Source organism: Mycobacterium bulgaricum (genome assembly GCF_041287165.2).
Lineage (GTDB): Bacteria > Actinomycetota > Actinomycetes > Mycobacteriales > Mycobacteriaceae > Mycobacterium > Mycobacterium bulgaricum.
In genome coordinates this window covers 36,870-51,080 of record NZ_JBGGKV020000002.1, presented here as the reverse complement: position 1 = coordinate 51,080, position 14,211 = coordinate 36,870, and the positions used below count along the sequence as shown (strand labels likewise).

At 67.6% G+C, this 14,211-nt stretch carries 18 protein-coding genes; 9 read left to right on the top strand and 9 right to left on the bottom strand.

Going from position 1 to position 14,211, the window contains the following annotated elements:
- A complete protein-coding gene (locus tag ACAG24_RS06730; protein WP_370472565.1) occupies nucleotides 1-756 on the top strand; it encodes an SOS response-associated peptidase in 756 nt (251 codons plus the stop codon).
- A complete protein-coding gene (locus tag ACAG24_RS06725; RefSeq protein ID WP_370472566.1) occupies nucleotides 753-2,261 on the top strand; it encodes a DUF7782 domain-containing protein in 1,509 nt (502 codons plus the stop codon). Before ACAG24_RS06730 ends, ACAG24_RS06725 begins: the two co-directional genes overlap by 4 nt.
- On the opposite strand, the gene ACAG24_RS06720 is transcribed toward ACAG24_RS06725, so the two are convergent.
- The gene (locus tag ACAG24_RS06720; protein ID WP_370472567.1) at nucleotides 2,249-3,031 is read right to left on the bottom strand and encodes a class I SAM-dependent methyltransferase; all 783 of its coding nucleotides are present in this window, start codon (nucleotides 3,029-3,031) and stop codon (nucleotides 2,249-2,251) included. The two genes, ACAG24_RS06725 and ACAG24_RS06720, sit on opposite strands and share 13 nt — an antisense overlap.
- Nucleotides 3,032-3,239: 208 nt before the next feature.
- On the opposite strand from ACAG24_RS06720, the gene ACAG24_RS06715 reads away from it, so the two are divergent.
- Nucleotides 3,240-4,778 carry an aldehyde dehydrogenase family protein gene (locus ACAG24_RS06715; RefSeq protein WP_370472568.1) on the top strand — a complete coding sequence of 513 codons (1,539 nt, stop codon included), beginning with the start codon at nucleotides 3,240-3,242 and terminating at the stop codon, nucleotides 4,776-4,778.
- Between the two features lie 71 nt (nucleotides 4,779-4,849).
- Here the strand turns inward: ACAG24_RS06715 and ACAG24_RS06710 are convergent, their stop codons facing one another.
- Together ACAG24_RS06710 and ACAG24_RS06705 are read right to left on the bottom strand one after the other, a co-directional pair.
- Complete coding sequence (locus ACAG24_RS06710; protein ID WP_370472569.1) at nucleotides 4,850-5,695, bottom strand: SDR family oxidoreductase; 846 nt, start codon at nucleotides 5,693-5,695, stop codon at nucleotides 4,850-4,852.
- Nucleotides 5,696-5,704: 9 nt separating this feature from the next.
- On the bottom strand, nucleotides 5,705-6,226 hold the full coding sequence (locus ACAG24_RS06705) for a YbaK/EbsC family protein (protein ID WP_370472570.1): 522 nt from the start codon (nucleotides 6,224-6,226) through the stop codon (nucleotides 5,705-5,707).
- A gap of 196 nt (nucleotides 6,227-6,422) precedes the next feature.
- Here ACAG24_RS06705 and ACAG24_RS06700 point away from each other — a divergent pair, with 196 nt between their 5' ends.
- Together ACAG24_RS06700 and rsrA are read left to right on the top strand one after the other, a co-directional pair.
- Nucleotides 6,423-7,088, top strand: a complete 666-nt coding sequence (locus ACAG24_RS06700; protein ID WP_370472665.1) for a sigma-70 family RNA polymerase sigma factor — start codon at nucleotides 6,423-6,425, stop codon at nucleotides 7,086-7,088.
- Nucleotides 7,085-7,396: a mycothiol system anti-sigma-R factor gene (gene rsrA / locus ACAG24_RS06695; protein WP_370472571.1), complete on the top strand. Its 312-nt coding sequence runs from the start codon at nucleotides 7,085-7,087 to the stop codon at nucleotides 7,394-7,396. Before ACAG24_RS06700 ends, rsrA begins: the two co-directional genes overlap by 4 nt.
- A 69-nt stretch (nucleotides 7,397-7,465) precedes the next feature.
- Here the strand turns inward: rsrA and ACAG24_RS06690 are convergent, their stop codons facing one another.
- Nucleotides 7,466-7,561 (bottom strand): 50S ribosomal protein bL37, encoded by a 96-nt coding sequence (locus ACAG24_RS06690; protein ID WP_006245863.1) that lies wholly within the window; start codon nucleotides 7,559-7,561, stop codon nucleotides 7,466-7,468.
- Between the two features lie 173 nt (nucleotides 7,562-7,734).
- Here ACAG24_RS06690 and ACAG24_RS06685 point away from each other — a divergent pair, with 173 nt between their 5' ends.
- Both ACAG24_RS06685 and ACAG24_RS06680 read left to right on the top strand, forming a co-directional pair.
- Nucleotides 7,735-7,950, top strand: coding sequence for a biotin/lipoyl-binding carrier protein (locus ACAG24_RS06685; protein WP_024448589.1), 216 nt, complete (start codon nucleotides 7,735-7,737; stop codon nucleotides 7,948-7,950).
- A 38-nt stretch (nucleotides 7,951-7,988) separates the two neighbouring features.
- Nucleotides 7,989-9,479 (top strand): two-component system sensor histidine kinase PdtaS, encoded by a 1,491-nt coding sequence (locus ACAG24_RS06680; RefSeq protein WP_370472572.1) that lies wholly within the window; start codon nucleotides 7,989-7,991, stop codon nucleotides 9,477-9,479.
- Between the two features lie 106 nt (nucleotides 9,480-9,585).
- On the opposite strand, the gene whiB1 is transcribed toward ACAG24_RS06680, so the two are convergent.
- Both whiB1 and ACAG24_RS06670 read right to left on the bottom strand, forming a co-directional pair.
- Complete coding sequence (gene whiB1, locus ACAG24_RS06675) at nucleotides 9,586-9,840, bottom strand: transcriptional regulator WhiB1 (RefSeq protein WP_003929142.1); 255 nt, start codon at nucleotides 9,838-9,840, stop codon at nucleotides 9,586-9,588.
- Nucleotides 9,841-10,117: 277 nt separating this feature from the next.
- The gene (locus ACAG24_RS06670) at nucleotides 10,118-11,074 is read right to left on the bottom strand and encodes a diacylglycerol/lipid kinase family protein (protein WP_370472573.1); all 957 of its coding nucleotides are present in this window, start codon (nucleotides 11,072-11,074) and stop codon (nucleotides 10,118-10,120) included.
- A 67-nt stretch (nucleotides 11,075-11,141) separates the two neighbouring features.
- On the opposite strand from ACAG24_RS06670, the gene aroQ reads away from it, so the two are divergent.
- Both aroQ and ACAG24_RS06660 read left to right on the top strand, forming a co-directional pair.
- Nucleotides 11,142-11,585 carry a type II 3-dehydroquinate dehydratase gene (gene aroQ / locus ACAG24_RS06665; protein WP_370472574.1) on the top strand — a complete coding sequence of 148 codons (444 nt, stop codon included), beginning with the start codon at nucleotides 11,142-11,144 and terminating at the stop codon, nucleotides 11,583-11,585.
- On the top strand, nucleotides 11,582-12,025 hold the full coding sequence (locus ACAG24_RS06660; protein WP_370472575.1) for a hypothetical protein: 444 nt from the start codon (nucleotides 11,582-11,584) through the stop codon (nucleotides 12,023-12,025). Before aroQ ends, ACAG24_RS06660 begins: the two co-directional genes overlap by 4 nt.
- Here the strand turns inward: ACAG24_RS06660 and ACAG24_RS06655 are convergent.
- The 3 genes from ACAG24_RS06655 to ACAG24_RS06645 are packed head-to-tail and all read right to left on the bottom strand — an operon-like array spanning nucleotide 11,959 to nucleotide 14,161.
- Nucleotides 11,959-12,459 carry a GNAT family N-acetyltransferase gene (locus ACAG24_RS06655; RefSeq protein WP_370472576.1) on the bottom strand — a complete coding sequence of 167 codons (501 nt, stop codon included), beginning with the start codon at nucleotides 12,457-12,459 and terminating at the stop codon, nucleotides 11,959-11,961. The two genes, ACAG24_RS06660 and ACAG24_RS06655, sit on opposite strands and share 67 nt — an antisense overlap.
- The gene (locus ACAG24_RS06650) at nucleotides 12,456-13,553 is read right to left on the bottom strand and encodes an isochorismate synthase (RefSeq protein ID WP_370472577.1); all 1,098 of its coding nucleotides are present in this window, start codon (nucleotides 13,551-13,553) and stop codon (nucleotides 12,456-12,458) included. The genes ACAG24_RS06655 and ACAG24_RS06650 overlap by 4 nt, the downstream gene beginning before the upstream one ends.
- Nucleotides 13,550-14,161, bottom strand: a complete 612-nt coding sequence (locus ACAG24_RS06645; protein WP_370472578.1) for an acid phosphatase — start codon at nucleotides 14,159-14,161, stop codon at nucleotides 13,550-13,552. The genes ACAG24_RS06650 and ACAG24_RS06645 overlap by 4 nt, the downstream gene beginning before the upstream one ends.
- Nucleotides 14,162-14,211: the final 50 nt, after the last annotated feature.

Here is a 14,211-nt window from a genome sequence, read left to right as displayed (position 1 = left end):
ATGTGCGGACGATTCGCGGTGACGACCGATCCGGCGCTGCTGGCCGAAAAGATCAAGGCGATCGACGAAGCAACATCCGAGAAGAAGGACCCGCCGTCGGCCAACTTCAACGTGGCTCCGACGACGACGGTCGCGACCGTCGTCAAGCGGCACACCGATCCCGACGACGAGTCGACCCGGCGGGTGCGGCTGATGCGCTGGGGCCTGGTGCCGCCGTGGGCGAAGACTGCCGAGGACGGTGGGCCCGACACCAAGAGCGGGCCGCTGCTGATCAATGCCCGCTCGGACAAGGTGACGTCGTCACCGGCGTTCCGGAGTTCGGCGAAGGCGAAGCGGTGCCTGGTGCCGATGGACGGCTGGTACGAATGGAAGGGCGCCAAAGGCGCCAAGACGCCGTACTACATGTACGCCGGCGACGGCGAGCAGCTCTTCATGGCCGGCCTGTGGACCACGTGGCGCCCCAAGGACGGACCGAAAGACGCCAAGCCACTGCTGAGCTGCACCATCATCACCACGGATGCGGCCGCCCAACTCGCCGACATCCATGACCGGATGCCACTGACGATCAGCGCCCCCGACTGGGATCGCTGGCTGGATCCGGACGCTCCGATCGACGAGGGTCTGCTGCGCGGTCACGGGGATCTGGACCGCATCGAGATCCGTGAGGTGTCCACGCTGGTGAACAGCATCCGCAACAACGGGCCCGAGCTGATCGAACCGGCCGCACCTGAAGCCGAGCAAGGCACCCTGCTTTGACGGGACCGCTGCACTCGGGCGCTGTCGTCGACTCCCTGGGCTCCGATCTGCGGTCAGCGGGTTACACCACCGACGGGGTGGCCGAACTTCTCGGCGCCGACGCGGGCGCGGCGTTCAGCCGAGGGCTGTGGTGGTCGGCGCTGCGCGTCACCGAGCGCGTGTCACCCCGGCAGCAGCGCCTCGCCGTCCTGGTGCGGCTGTTCCTGCTCGGCACCGACGAGCCGCGTGACCGGGTCGAACTGGCGTTGCCGGGTGCCGACGTCGACGTCCTCGCGGACAACGGCGTCCTCGAACACGGCCAGGGGGGCACGGTGCGGGCTGTGCTCGACATCCGCCCGACCAGCGACGGCGCCGACGACTTTCTCGTGGTCTCCGATCAGGACGCCGCGCTGCGCGCCGGGCCGGTACGGCACGACCACGTTCTGGGCATCGGCGGCGCCTCGGTCTCGCTGGCCCACGCCGTGGTGCGCAGGCGAGTCGGGCGCGCGCTGGACCTCGGCACCGGATGCGGCATCCAGGCTCTGCACCTGAACGCACACTGCGACGAGATCGTCGCGACCGACACCAATGAACGCGCGCTGGCCCTTGCCGCCGCGACCGCGCGACTCAACGGGATGACGTGGGATCTGCGGCGCGGCAGCCTGTTCGAGCCTGTCGCCGGTGAGCGGTTCGACCTCATCGTGTCCAATCCGCCGTTCGTGGTGGGCACCGGCGCTTTGGACTACATCTATCGCGATTCTGGGATGGCCGGGGATGCGTTGTGCCAGAGGCTGATCGAACAGGCCGCCGAATATCTCGCACCGGGCGGCACCGCGCAGATCATGGCCAACTGGATTGTCCGCGACCCCGAGAACTGGCAGGAGCGCGTCGGCGGCTGGGTGTCCGGTACCGGCCTGCACGCCTGGGTGGTGCAGCGCGAGTTCGCCGATCCGGTCAGCTACGTCTCGCTGTGGACCTCGGACGCGGGGGAGTCGCCGGAGCAGGCAGCGCAGCGCGGCGGACGGTGGTTGGACTGGTTCGACGCCGAAGGCATCGCCGGCGTCGGCATGGGCATGGTCACGCTGCGCGCTCCGCGGACCGGCGAAATGCGGCCACCTGAGCACGTTCTCGAGGCGATCACCGGGTCCGACGAGGCGCTGACCGGACCGGAGGTCGAGGCGTTCTTCGCCCGACGCGAATATCTGCACGACACCAGCGACAGCGAGTTGCTGGCCGCCAAACTTTCCACGGCGCCGGTGTTCCTGGAGGAGCAGTCACTTCCCGGGGAGCAGGGATGGCAGGTCGTCGGTGCCGCTGTGCGACGCCCCGGCGGGCCGGCCGCCGTCATCGGTGTCGACGAGGTGTCCCGTGCGCTGTTCGCGGGCTGTCGTGGCGAGGTGCCCCTGGGCACGCTCGTCGAACTGCTCGCCGCGCATCACGGCGTCGACGCCGACGCGCTGGCCGCCGCAGCCATGCCGGTGGTCCGGGAGGCCATCGGGCGCGGAATCCTCTATCAGGCCGAGTGAGACAGTCGCGCGCTCACCACGATGTAAGGGGCGTTGAAGGCGATCGCACCGGAGGGTTCGGCGTGGGCCTGCAAAGCCGTCTGGAAAGCGGCCGCCAGCTCCTCTTCGTGTGCCCCTGCGCGCTGGAACGTGGCGACGTGCATCGGGGATTCCGCCCGCAGGAACTGCATGGCCGCGGCCATCGACTCGAATTCCCAGCGGTGTTCGCCGCGCTGGATGTCGATGTCATCGAAGTGCGGGCCCAACCGTTCGGTCAGGATCGCGGTGTCACCCCATTGGTCGGGCGAAAAGGCGGCCGTCGCGGGTGCCCCGAGCACAGCGACCACCGGGTCGAACAACGGATTGGTGACATTGCGTACCCACGCCGAAAAAGCAAGTGTGCCAGCTGGTTTGAGCAGGCGGATGATCTCGGCGACTTGCCGGTCGGGGTCGACGAAGATGATGCCCATGTTCGAGATCGCCGCGTCGAACGTGTCTGCCGGTAATCCGGTGTCCGACGCGTCCCCGGTACGCCATGTCACGGCCTCCGCCCCGTCACGGCCCGCGGCGATGCCGACCAGCTCCGCCGTGTAGTCGACCCCGGTCACCTTGGCGCCGCGGGCGGCAGCGGCGAGCGCGGCGCTACCGGTCCCGCATGCCAAGTCGACGACGACGGCCCCGGCCAGCGTGTGCCGCCGTTCGGCCGCGCCCACCACCTGAGAAGCGATCGGCGCGATGCGCTCCCCGACGGCGTCGTAGCGTCCTGAAGACCAGATCGTCGGCGAGCCCATGACCACAGCTTGCCACGGTGAGGGCGGCAACGGTGGACTCGGTCCGGTCTTCACCGGTGGCGACGAACTCGTTGCCGCAGCAAGCGTTTCCGGCCGTGGCGCTTACTGAGCCCACGGTGTCGGCCGGGAGTCCCGGCCGGCTTCGGCCGGTCCCGTCGCATCCGGTGAAAACCGTGCCGGGTGCCTTCATGGGGTCGATACTGCGGACATGACCGACGTGCAGGCGGCGCCTGCTCTCACGACCATCACCGTGCGCAACCCCGCCGACGGCTCGGTCGTCGGCTCCGTGCCGATCGACGATGCCGACACCGTGGCCGCGAAGGCCCGTGCGCTGCGGGCGGCGCAACCCGAATGGGAGGCCCTCGGCCCCGAGGACCGCAAGCCCTGGCTGCTGGCCATGCAGGACTGGATCCTCGACCACGCCGAGCATCTGGCAGAGGTGTTGCAGTCCGAAACGGGCAAGCCGCGCACCGAAGCGAGCATCGAAGCTCCCCTGTGCGCGGATCTGCTCAAGTACTGGGCGGGTCATGCGCAGAAGTTCCTCGCCGACCGCCATCCCGCGGCGCACAGCCCGCTGATGAAGGTCAAGAGGTTGACCACCGTGCACCGCCCCTTCCCGGTCGTCGGATTGATCATTCCGTGGAACTTCCCGCTCTTGAATGTCGCGCTGGACGGCATCGCCCCGTTGGCCGCAGGCGCGGCGGTATTGCTCAAGCCGTCGGAGGTGACGCCGCTGAGTTCGGTCGAATTCGCGCGCGGCTGGGCTGAAATCGGTGCACCGCCGGTCCTTTCACTGACCACCGGCTACGCCGACACCGGTGCTGCCGTGATCGCGAACTCCGATTGCGTGCACTTCACCGGGTCGACGGCGACGGGCCGCAAGGTCGCGGTGGCGTGCGCCGGGCGGCTCATCCCGTGCACGCTGGAACTTGGCGGCAAGGATCCGGCGATCGTGCTCGCCGACGCCGACCTCGACCGTGCTGCGGCGGGCATCGCGTGGGGCGGCATGTTCAACTCCGGCCAGGTGTGTGTGTCGGTCGAACGGGTCTATGTCGAGGCCCCGGTCTACGACGCGTTCGTCGCCAAGCTGACCGACGAAGTGGGGCGTCTGCGGCAAGGCAAAGACGACGCCCACTACCGCTTCGACGTCGGTGCGATGGCTACACCCGCTCAGCGCGACATCGTGGCTCGCCACGTCGACGCCGCCGTCGCCGCGGGCGCGCGCGTGACGACCGGCGGCAAACCAACCGGCGTCGGGACATTCTTCGAGCCCACGGTCCTCGCCGACGTCGACCAGTCGATGACGTGCATCAGCGAGGAGACGTTCGGACCGACCCTCCCGGTGGTCAAGGTCGCCGACGAGGAGGAGGCGATCCGGCTGGCCAACGACTCCAGCTACGGGCTGTCGGCGTCGGTCTGGACGGCGGACCTGGCGCGGGCCCAGCGGATCGCCCGTCGGCTGGACGCCGGTGCCGTCAACATCAACGACGTGCTGTCCAACGGTTTCAGTTTCGCGCTGCCGATGCCGGGATGGAAGGACTCCGGCATCGGATCACGACACGGCGGGGCCGACGGGATCCTGAAATACTGTCGCCCGCAGGCGATCACGGCACCCCGCATCCCGACGCAGAAACGGGAGATCAACTGGTACCCGTACTCGCGTGCCAAGACCAAGGTCTTCTCGGGCGTCATCCGGCTGGCCGCGGCGAAAGGTGTGCGCCGCCTGGGGCTGAGGCCCCGCCGCTGATCGCCGCGAAATATCATTCCGGGTTGCGGATTACGCCATTTCCACGACCCGGAATAATATTTCGGCGAAACCTAGGGCCCGGAGTAGCCCGGGGGATTGGCCGACTCGACCCAGAAGTCGACGCCGAGATCCGATCCCGGCACGCAGTCGTAGGCCGACAGGTCGGTGACGCCGGCCTCCAGCAGCACGTCCTCGCACAGCAGCGTGTGGCCCGTGTAGCTCGACGGCTTGGTGAGGATCGCGTAAGCCGCGTCGGAGTACACCTCGGGCTTGCGGGAGCGCGCCATCGACTCGTCGCCGCCCAGCAGGTTCTGCACCGCGGCGGTGGCGACCATCGTGCGCGGCCACAGCGTGTTCGACGCGATGCCCGCACCGCGCAGCTCTTCGGCAATACCCAACGCGCACAACGTCATACCGAACTTCGCCATCATGTACGGCGTCGGCTTGAGCCACTTCGACTCCAGCAGGATCGGCGGTGACAGCGTCAGGATGTGCGGGTTCTCGCGGCCTTTCATGTGCGGAATGCACGCCTGCGACACCGCGTAGGTGCCGCGCACCTGGATCCCGTTCATCAGGTCGAACCGCTTGAGCGGCACATCCTCGATGGAGCCGAGGTTGATGGCCGACGCATTGTTCACGCAGATGTCGATGGCGCCGAACTGGTCGACTGCCGCGGCGACCGCCGCAGCCACCGAATCACCGTCGCGAACATCGCCGACGATGGGCAGCGCCTGACCGCCCGCCTCCTCGATCTCCTTGGCCGCCGTATAGACGGTGCCGGGAAGCTTCGGGTGAGGTTCGGCGGTCTTGGCGACGAGCGCGATGTTGGCCCCATCGGCGGCGGCGCGTTTGGCGATCGCCAACCCGATACCGCGGCTGGCGCCGGAGATGAACATGGTCTTTCCCGCAAGTGACATGGCCCAACACTAGACAGCGCAGATGTCGGCGGTGACGGCATCGGTCAGCCTCACCAGATCCCGCGGATCCACCGCGATGTCCCAACCGCGCTTACCTGCGCTGCACAGCACGCGGTCCCACCGCAGGGCTGATACGTCGACGACCGTCGGCAACGCCCTGCGCTGTCCCAGTGGGGAGATGCCGCCGACGACATAGCCCGACGAGCGTTGCGCGTCGGCGGGGTCGGCCATCGTGGCCTTCGCTGCGCCGAGCGCCGCGGCCGCGGCTTTCAGCGACAGCTTCGACGGCACCGGCAGCACCGCGACACCCAGTCCTCTGGGCAGCGCGACGACTAGCGTCTTGAAGATCTGTTCGGGCGCAAGGCCGCCCGCCTGGGTCAGCTCGGAGACGGCCTCGTCGCCGAACGACCCGCTGCGCGGATCGTGCCTGTACTGCACCACCTCGTGCGGGACGCCAGCCGCGACCAGGGCCGCGATCGCGGGGGTTGCTGCGCGGGCCACCGGCACAGCGTAGAGGGCAGGGAACAACATCCCCGGCCGCCGCTGTTGTTCACAGCAGCTGTGATGGGCCTCGTGGCCGGTCAAAGCATGTAGTCGGTGTCAGCCTTTAGGATCAACAGAAGGGGTATTGATGGCGCCAGTCATGGCCATGGAGGCCCCGTCGCGTCCGGTGCAGTTGCTGGACGTGATCCGTGGCGCCGCTACAGAAGGGACGGTGTTCCCCACGATGACCGACACCAGCGGGTCGGCTGCCGAGGCCACCCTGGATGGCGAAGCGGGTCCGGCCCGGGAAGAAACCGACGCCGAGCTGACCGCGCGCTTCGAGCGGGACGCAATCCCGCTGCTCGACCAGCTCTACGGCGGCGCGTTGCGGATGACGCGCAATCCGGCCGACGCCGAGGATCTGCTGCAGGAGACGATGGTCAAGGCCTATTCGGGGTTCCGGTCGTTCCGCGAGGGCACCAACCTCAAGGCGTGGCTGTACCGCATCCTGACCAACACCTACATCAACAGCTACCGCAAGAAGCAGCGCCAGCCGTCGGAGTATCCGACCGACGAGATCACCGATTGGCAGCTGGCCGCCAACGCCGAGCACTCCTCGACGGGGTTGCGGTCGGCCGAGGTCGAGGCGTTGGAGCTGCTACCCGACAGTGAGATCAAGGAAGCTCTGCAGGCGCTGCCGGAAGAGTTCCGGATGGCGGTGTACTACGCCGACGTCGAGGGCTTCCCTTACAAGGAGATCGCCGAAATCATGGAGACGCCGATCGGAACGGTGATGTCGCGACTACATCGCGGCCGACGCCAGCTGCGTGAATTGTTGGCCGATGTGGCCCGCGACCGCGGCTTCGTCCGCGGGGAGAAGCTCGACGCACCGGAGGGGGTCACGTCATGAGCGGCGCGCACACCCCCGACGAGGATCGCTGGAGCCCCCCGATCGGGCCAGTCGACCCCGAGCACCCCGAGTGTGCCGCGGTGATCGCCGAGGTCTGGACCCTGCTCGACGGTGAATGCACAGTCGAGACCCGCGACAAGCTCAAGCAGCACCTCGAGGAATGCCCGACCTGCCTGCGTCATTACGGCATCGAGGAGAAGATCAAGCGCTTGATAGCCACCAAGTGCAGCGGTGAGCGGGCCCCCGAGGGTCTGCGCGAGCGGCTGCGCATCCAGATCAGTCAGACCACCATCATCCGCGGCGGCTGAACCCGATCGTAGGCACAAATCCGCCCGGCCTCCTCAGGAGTGCCGGGCGGTTGTGTTTCGATCAGACGGTCAGCGACCGACGGACTTCGAACCGGCGTTGGGCCGCTTGCCGTGGTTGGCCTTCGAGTGCTTGCGGTCGCGCTTCTTACGGCCACGCTTGGCCATGGTGTACCTCCAGATGGTGATCGGGTGACTCCCCGTCGAGCGGGGTGAGTTGCCCCCATTGTCGCATGCTTTGCCGACGCCGAATTCGCCGCGGCCTGTGACCGGCGACATCGGCAGCAGCGGTGTGGTTCGATAGACGCGTCAGGCACCAGTGGTAAGTGAGTGGGGTGAAGATGGCCGAGGACGTTCGCGCGGAAATCGTGGCCAGTGTGCTCGAGGTCGTGGTCCACGAGGGCGATCAGATCGGTGAAGGCGACACCCTGGTGCTGCTCGAATCGATGAAGATGGAGATCCCGGTCCTCGCCGAGGTCGCGGGGACGGTCAGCCAGGTCAGCGTGTCCGTCGGCGACGTGATCCAGGCCGGCGACCTCATCGCCGTCATCAGCTAGCGCCCTTGCTCCCTTCGCGCGTGTCATCGCAGTAGGCCATGTCGACTCTCGGTGATCTGCTCGCCGAGCACACCGTCCTGCCCGGCAATGCCGTCGACCATCTCCATGCCGTGGTCGGGGAGTGGCAGCTGCTCGCCGATCTGTCGTTCGCGGACTACCTGATGTGGGTGCAGCGCGACGACGGAAAGGTCGTCTGTGTCGCGCAGGTCCGGCCCAATACCGCACCGACCGTGCTGCTCGCAGACGCCGTGGGCACTCTGGCCGAATCCGACGACCTCCCGATCGTGGCCGCGGCGTTCAGGTCCGGCGACATCGGCCGGGCGACCGTCGAGGGGGAGCGGGGAGCGCCCGGACTCAACGTCGAAGCCGTTCCTGTGCGGTACAAGAGCGACGTCGTCGCCGTGCTCACCCACCAGACGTCCCTGGCGCCTCGGCAGGCCAGCCCGCTGGAGGCAGCCTATGTCGACTGCGCAGGAGACCTACTCCACATGCTGTCCGAGGGCACCTTTCCCAATGTCGGGGATCTGGCGATGTCGCGGTCGAGTCCCCGTGTCGGGGACGGCTTCATCCGGCTCAACGAGGCCGGCGTCGTGACCTTCGCCAGCCCCAACGCGATCTCCGCCTATCACCGGATGGGTTTGTCCGCCGAACTGGAAGGCCACAATCTCGTCAGCGTCACCCGGCCTCTGATCGCCGACACCTTCGAGGCGCAGGAGATGGCCAACCACATCCGCGATTCGCTCGCCGGCGGTTCGAGCATGCGCATGGAGGTCGACGCAGGCGGAGCTACCGTTCTGCTGCGCACGCTGCCGTTGGGGGTGCACGGGGTGGCCGTGGGTGCCGCGGTCCTGATTCGTGACGTCACCGAGGTGAAGCGGCGCGACCGCGCCCTGCTCTCGAAGGACGCGACAATCCGCGAGATCCATCACCGGGTGAAGAACAACCTGCAGACCGTCGCTGCGCTGCTGCGGCTGCAGGCCCGTAGGACGACGAATCCGGAGGGGCGCGAAGCGCTGATGGAATCCGTGCGGCGGGTGTCGTCGATCGCGCTGGTGCACGATGCGCTGTCGATGTCGGTCGATGAGGAGGTCAACCTCGATGAGGTCATCGACCGGATCCTGCCGATCATGAACGACGTCGCGACCGTCGACTCTCCCATCCGGATCAACCGGGTCGGTGACCTCGGTGTCCTCGACGCCGACCGGGCGACCGCGTTGATCATGGTCATCACCGAGTTGGTGCAGAACGCCATCGAGCACGCCTTCGACGTCACGGCGCCGGAGGGTTGCGTCACGATCCGCGCGCAGCGCTCGGCGCGGTGGCTCGACGTCGTCGTTCACGACGACGGGCGTGGTCTTCCCGACGGATTCAGCCTGGAGAAGTCAGACCGCTTGGGGCTGCAGATCGTGCGGACGCTGGTGTCCGCGGAACTGGACGGGTCGCTGGGGATGCACAACGGGCCTTCGGGCGGTACCGACGTCATTCTTCGAGTACCGATCGGAAGGCGTGTCCGCGTCAGCCAATACTGACCGCTCCGGCGAATTTCGTTAATGGGACGAAACGTCACGTAATTGAATTCACAAAGCGACGGCCCCGACTTTCGTCGGGGCCGTCACTGTTTAAGTCGGTGTGCGCTTAGACGCCGGTGCGGGCCTTCGTCCGCGCGTTGCGACGCTTGAGTGCGCGGCGCTCGTCCTCGCTCATGCCGCCCCACACGCCCGCATCCTGACCGGACTCCAAGGCCCAGCTCAGGCACTCCGCAGTCACCGGACAGCGGTTGCACACGAGCTTCGCGTCAGCGATCTGGGCGAGGGCCGGGCCGCTGTTTCCCACCGGGAAGAACAGTTCCGGATCCTCGTCACGACAGACCGCCTTATGGCGCCAATCCATGCTTTAACTCCTCGTATTCATCGGGTGTGCGCGCAACAAAGGCGCACGAACTTTGCTTCGGCTGTTAACGCAAGCGCACCAAATGTTTCTGCGCTGTTGCATCCGATGCTTTCACAGGCTGAACAGATGTCAATAGAAGTCCGTTAACACGTGGTCAATGTCACTACCCAGGACCGTTACCGAAGCCCTAACTCCGTTGTACTACACTCAATCCACCTGCGCCCTTATTCGGGCTCGGCAACTCTCTGATTGCCGGTGTCCCCGCAGATCAAACCCTCTATTTCCCCATCCTCGGCGGAGGAGCCACGACCCCGAGCGCGTCGGGCACCGACGTGAATTCCATCGATTCGCGCAATCCGACGTAATCACCGTCGATCTGGCAGGCAACCGGGCTGTCGCTGGTCACCTTGAGCCAAGGAAGGTCATCGTCGCGGATCAGGTGCCGGGCCTCCAGTCGCGGTTTCCGCGAGTTCATCTGCCGCACCAGACGCAGATTGGCCCACACGTTCATGCTCGTGGTCGCGAAGACGCCCAGCCCGGTCTCGAACGTGGTGTCGGGGTTGGTCCACACTGGCCGCGAGTTGGCGTAGGTCCACGGGCTGGAATTCGACACGAAGGCGAAATGCACGCCGGTGACGGGCTCCTGGCCGGGCAGATGCAGCGTCAACCGCGGCTCCCGGCGTGCACTGGCCAGCACCTCCCGGATCGCCACCCGCACATAGCGCGACGCGGTGACCTTGCGTCCTCTGGCGCGCTGCTCCTCCACCGCGGCCACGACGTCCCCGTCGACCCCCATGCCGGCGGTGAAGACACCCCAGCGCTCCCCGCAGTTCATCAGGCCGATCCGCCGCCACGTCCGGCCCCGCCGGTAGTCGCTGAGCAGATCCACGAGCTGATTGGTCGCCTCGATCGGGTCCGGACTGATTCCGAGCGCACGGGCGAACACGTTGGCCGACCCGCCGGGCACCACCCCGACCGCCGGTCCGCCGCCGCCGGGTCCGCCTTCGCCGAGCACGCCGTTGACGACCTCGTTCACCGTGCCGTCGCCGCCGTGCACGATCAGCACGTCGACGCCGCTGCGCGTGGCCTCCTGGGCGATCTCGATGGCGTGGCCGCGGTGATCGGTGTGGACCACGCTCAGCTGCACCCGACTCTCCAGCGCGTGGGCCAGGAGGTCACGCCCTGCCGGCGTCGTCGAGGTCGCATTCGGGTTGACGATCAGCACGGCGCGCACGGGGCCTGAGCCTAACCGGCCCTGCGGCTTGCCCGCTTCGAGGCGCAGGCATCGGTACCGTACAACGGTGACCGAACGCCGACTGCTCATCGTCAACGGGCCGAACCTGAACCTGCTCGGCACTCGGCAGCCCGAGGTGTACGGCTCCACGACCCTTGCCGAGATCGATGCGCGGGTGGCCGAGGTCGCGGCGGAACTGGGCTTGAAGGTTCGCGCGGTGCAGAGCAATCACGAGGGCGAACTCGTCGACGCGATCCAGGCGGCGCGCACCGACTGCGCGGGCATCGTGATCAATCCCGCCGCCTACAGCCACACCTCGGTCGCGATCGCCGACGCGCTGCGGTCGGTGAGCCTTCCGGTCGCCGAGGTGCATCTGAGCAATATCCACGCCCGCGAACAGTTTCGGCATCACTCGTATGTGTCGGCGGTCGCGGACATGGTGGTGGCCGGCGCGGGCCCCCTGGGCTATGAGATGGCGGTGCGATACCTGGCCGACAGGCTTGCACAGTGACCTCATATCCGCTGCCGCCCCGCCCGGTGCGCATCGCGGGCGGGATCGCCGGGCTGGAGGGGCTCCTGTTGATCGCGATGGCTGTCGCGCTCGTCGTGCGGGAAGCGGCAGGCCATCACGAGATCGCGATCAGCGGCTACGGCACCGCGGGTTGGTTCGCGATCATGGGTTCGGGTGTGGCCGCCGCGGGCTGGGCGCTGTGGACCGGGCGCCGATGGGGCCGCGGTATCACGGTGTTCGCGAATCTGGTGCTGCTCGGCGTCGCGTGGTACGTCTACGGCTCGGGTTGGCTGGGCATCGCCCTGGTGGTGGCCGCGACGGCGATTGCGGTGCTCGCCCTGCTGTTCAGCCCGTCAGGGCTGCACTGGCTGACTCAGGCGCCCGATTCCGGTGCGAGTTCGGACGCCAGGTCAGACAGGTCTGGCCCCGACACCCGATAGGTGATCCATTCGTCCTGCTGTTTTCCGCCGACGGCGTCGTACAGGGCGATCGCGTTGACGTTCCAGTCCAGGACGGCCCAGCTCAGACGCGAGTAGCCACGCTCGACGCACTCACGGGCCAGCGTCGCGAGCAGCTTGCGTGCCAGGCCCCGTCTGCGGAACTGCGGGCGTACGAACAGATCTTCCAGGTAGATGCCCGCCACCCCGTCCCACGTCGAGAAGTTGCGGAACCACAGCGCCGCCGCGGCGGCCTGTCCGTCGACTTCGACGAGGTGGCCGTACACGGTGGGTGCCGGCCCGAAAAGTGCTTCGCCCATGTGACTTTCGGTGACAGTGCATTCGTCGGAGGCGTGTTCGAAGGCTGCGAGCTCGTGGATCATGGCCGTCAGTTCGGCTTCGTCGCCGCGTCGAACGGGGCGAATGAGTTCGCTCACGCCTGGACTCCCAGCGCCGACAGGATGGTCCGGAACTTCGTCGTCGTCTCGTCGACTTCCTCGCACGGATCGGACTCGGCCACGATGCCGCCACCGGAATGGGCCGTGGCGGTGCGGCGGTCCGCGGAGAGCTGCGCACACCGGATCGACACCACCCAGCGGCCGTCGCCCCGCTGATCGCACCAGCCCACGGTGCCCGCGTAGAACCCGCGATCGCCTTCGATGTCGTCGATCAGCGCGACGGCCTGGTCGGTCGGCGAGCCGCCCACCGCCGGTGTCGGATGCAGTGCGACCGCCAGATCCAATGCGCTGGTTGACTTTTCGCGAAGATTCCCGGAGATCGGGGTGTAGAGATGCCAGACGGCAGCGGTCTTGGTGAGCTGCGGGCGGTCGGCAACCTGCAGATCTGTACACAGAGGTTCGAGCGCGGCACGCAACGCGTCGACGACAAGCTGATGCTCGTGCCGGTTCTTCTGCGACGCGGCAAGGGCGGCGCCGTTGGCCGCGTCGGCGTCGGGGTCCGCCAGGCGCGGAGCCGACCCCGCGAACGGGCGGCAGAGCACCTGCTGACCCTGCCGGGCCACCAGAAGCTCCGGGCTCGCACCGACCAGGACGGTGCCGGAGTTGCCGTCGCCGGCGGCCGACAGATCCACCAGGTATTTGGTGGCCTGGGTGTCCTTGGCCGCGAGCCTGCGCAGCAGGGTCCGCGCGTCCAGTCGCCCGTCGGCGGTCAGCCGCAGCGCACGGGCCAGGACGACTTTGTGCAGCGCGTCGTCCGGATCGCGCAGCCGCGCCAGTGCTGTCTCGATGCGGCGCCGGTGCTCGTCGGCGTCCGGTGTCGTCGCGGTGATCTCGACGGCGGGCAAGTCGCGCTGCGGCCATTCCGGCAGCTTGCCGGTGAACCGCACCGACTGCGGCCGGATCAGGGCGGCGGGTTGGGTGAGATCGAAAGGCAACGCGCCCACGATGATTGGTGTGCTGTGCGACGCGAGTGCGGCGCGAGCATCGGCGATATGGGGGAAGGCCGTGTGCACACCCTCGCCGACGATCACGCCGTCGGGGCCGTCCACTACGAACGTCGGTTCGCGGGTCACGTCGATACCGCTGGGTTGGGATGGCCGGTCTGTGCCAGCGCACTGAGTTGACGCACGCCGTGTTCGAAGCCGCAGACCGCGACTGACGCGGCAGGCATCGCGAAGCGGATTCCCTCGTAGACCGGCTGCTCGATCCACCGGGTTATCACCGCCCGGGAGAAGTGACCGTGCCCGACGAACACCACGTCGCGGGACTGCATGTGCTCCAGTGCCACGTCGATGGCGCGATCGGCGCGCTCGCAGACCTGCGCGGACGTCTCACCGCCGGGGCAGCCGTGGGTCCACACCAGCCAGTTGGGCACGGCTTTGCGGATCTCCTCGGTAGTGGTGCCTTCGTAGTCGCCGTAATCCCACTCGCTGATCAACGGGCTGACCTCGTCGACGGTCAGGCCCGCCAGCTCGGCGGTGGTGGCGGCGCGCATGCGCGGGCTGCTGATCACGTACGGGTCGACCAGTTCCATCTGCTTCAGCGTGTCTGCGGCGGCTTCGGCCTGAACACGGCCATGCTCGGTGAGCTCGAGTTCGGTACGGCTCGTATGCTTGCCCGATTTCGACCACTCGGTTTCGCCGTGGCGGAGCAGGATCAGTCGGTGCTGCAGGAGGCCCACAACGTTCGATTCTGCCGTACGCCCCGGTTTCGGCGGCGTCCGCGGGCGAA

What these genes read in the sequence shown, in the direction of transcription:
- rsrA (WP_370472571.1), top strand. Translation starts at nt 7,085, where the DNA reads ATGAGCGGCGCGCACACCCCCGACGAGGATCGCTGGAGCCCCCCGATC.
- ACAG24_RS06720 (WP_370472567.1), bottom strand. Translation starts at nt 3,031, where the DNA reads ATGGGCTCGCCGACGATCTGGTCTTCAGGACGCTACGACGCCGTCGGG.
- ACAG24_RS06705 (WP_370472570.1), bottom strand. Translation starts at nt 6,226, where the DNA reads ATGTTGTTCCCTGCCCTCTACGCTGTGCCGGTGGCCCGCGCAGCAACC.
- ACAG24_RS06680 (WP_370472572.1), top strand. Translation starts at nt 7,989, where the DNA reads ATGTCGACTCTCGGTGATCTGCTCGCCGAGCACACCGTCCTGCCCGGC.
- ACAG24_RS06715 (WP_370472568.1), top strand. Translation starts at nt 3,240, where the DNA reads ATGACCGACGTGCAGGCGGCGCCTGCTCTCACGACCATCACCGTGCGC.
- ACAG24_RS06690 (WP_006245863.1), bottom strand. Translation starts at nt 7,561, where the DNA reads ATGGCCAAGCGTGGCCGTAAGAAGCGCGACCGCAAGCACTCGAAGGCC.
- whiB1 (WP_003929142.1), bottom strand. Translation starts at nt 9,840, where the DNA reads ATGGATTGGCGCCATAAGGCGGTCTGTCGTGACGAGGATCCGGAACTG.
- ACAG24_RS06710 (WP_370472569.1), bottom strand. Translation starts at nt 5,695, where the DNA reads ATGTCACTTGCGGGAAAGACCATGTTCATCTCCGGCGCCAGCCGCGGT.
- ACAG24_RS06700 (WP_370472665.1), top strand. Translation starts at nt 6,423, where the DNA reads ATGACCGACACCAGCGGGTCGGCTGCCGAGGCCACCCTGGATGGCGAA.
- ACAG24_RS06685 (WP_024448589.1), top strand. Translation starts at nt 7,735, where the DNA reads ATGGCCGAGGACGTTCGCGCGGAAATCGTGGCCAGTGTGCTCGAGGTC.
- ACAG24_RS06730 (WP_370472565.1), top strand. Translation starts at nt 1, where the DNA reads ATGTGCGGACGATTCGCGGTGACGACCGATCCGGCGCTGCTGGCCGAA.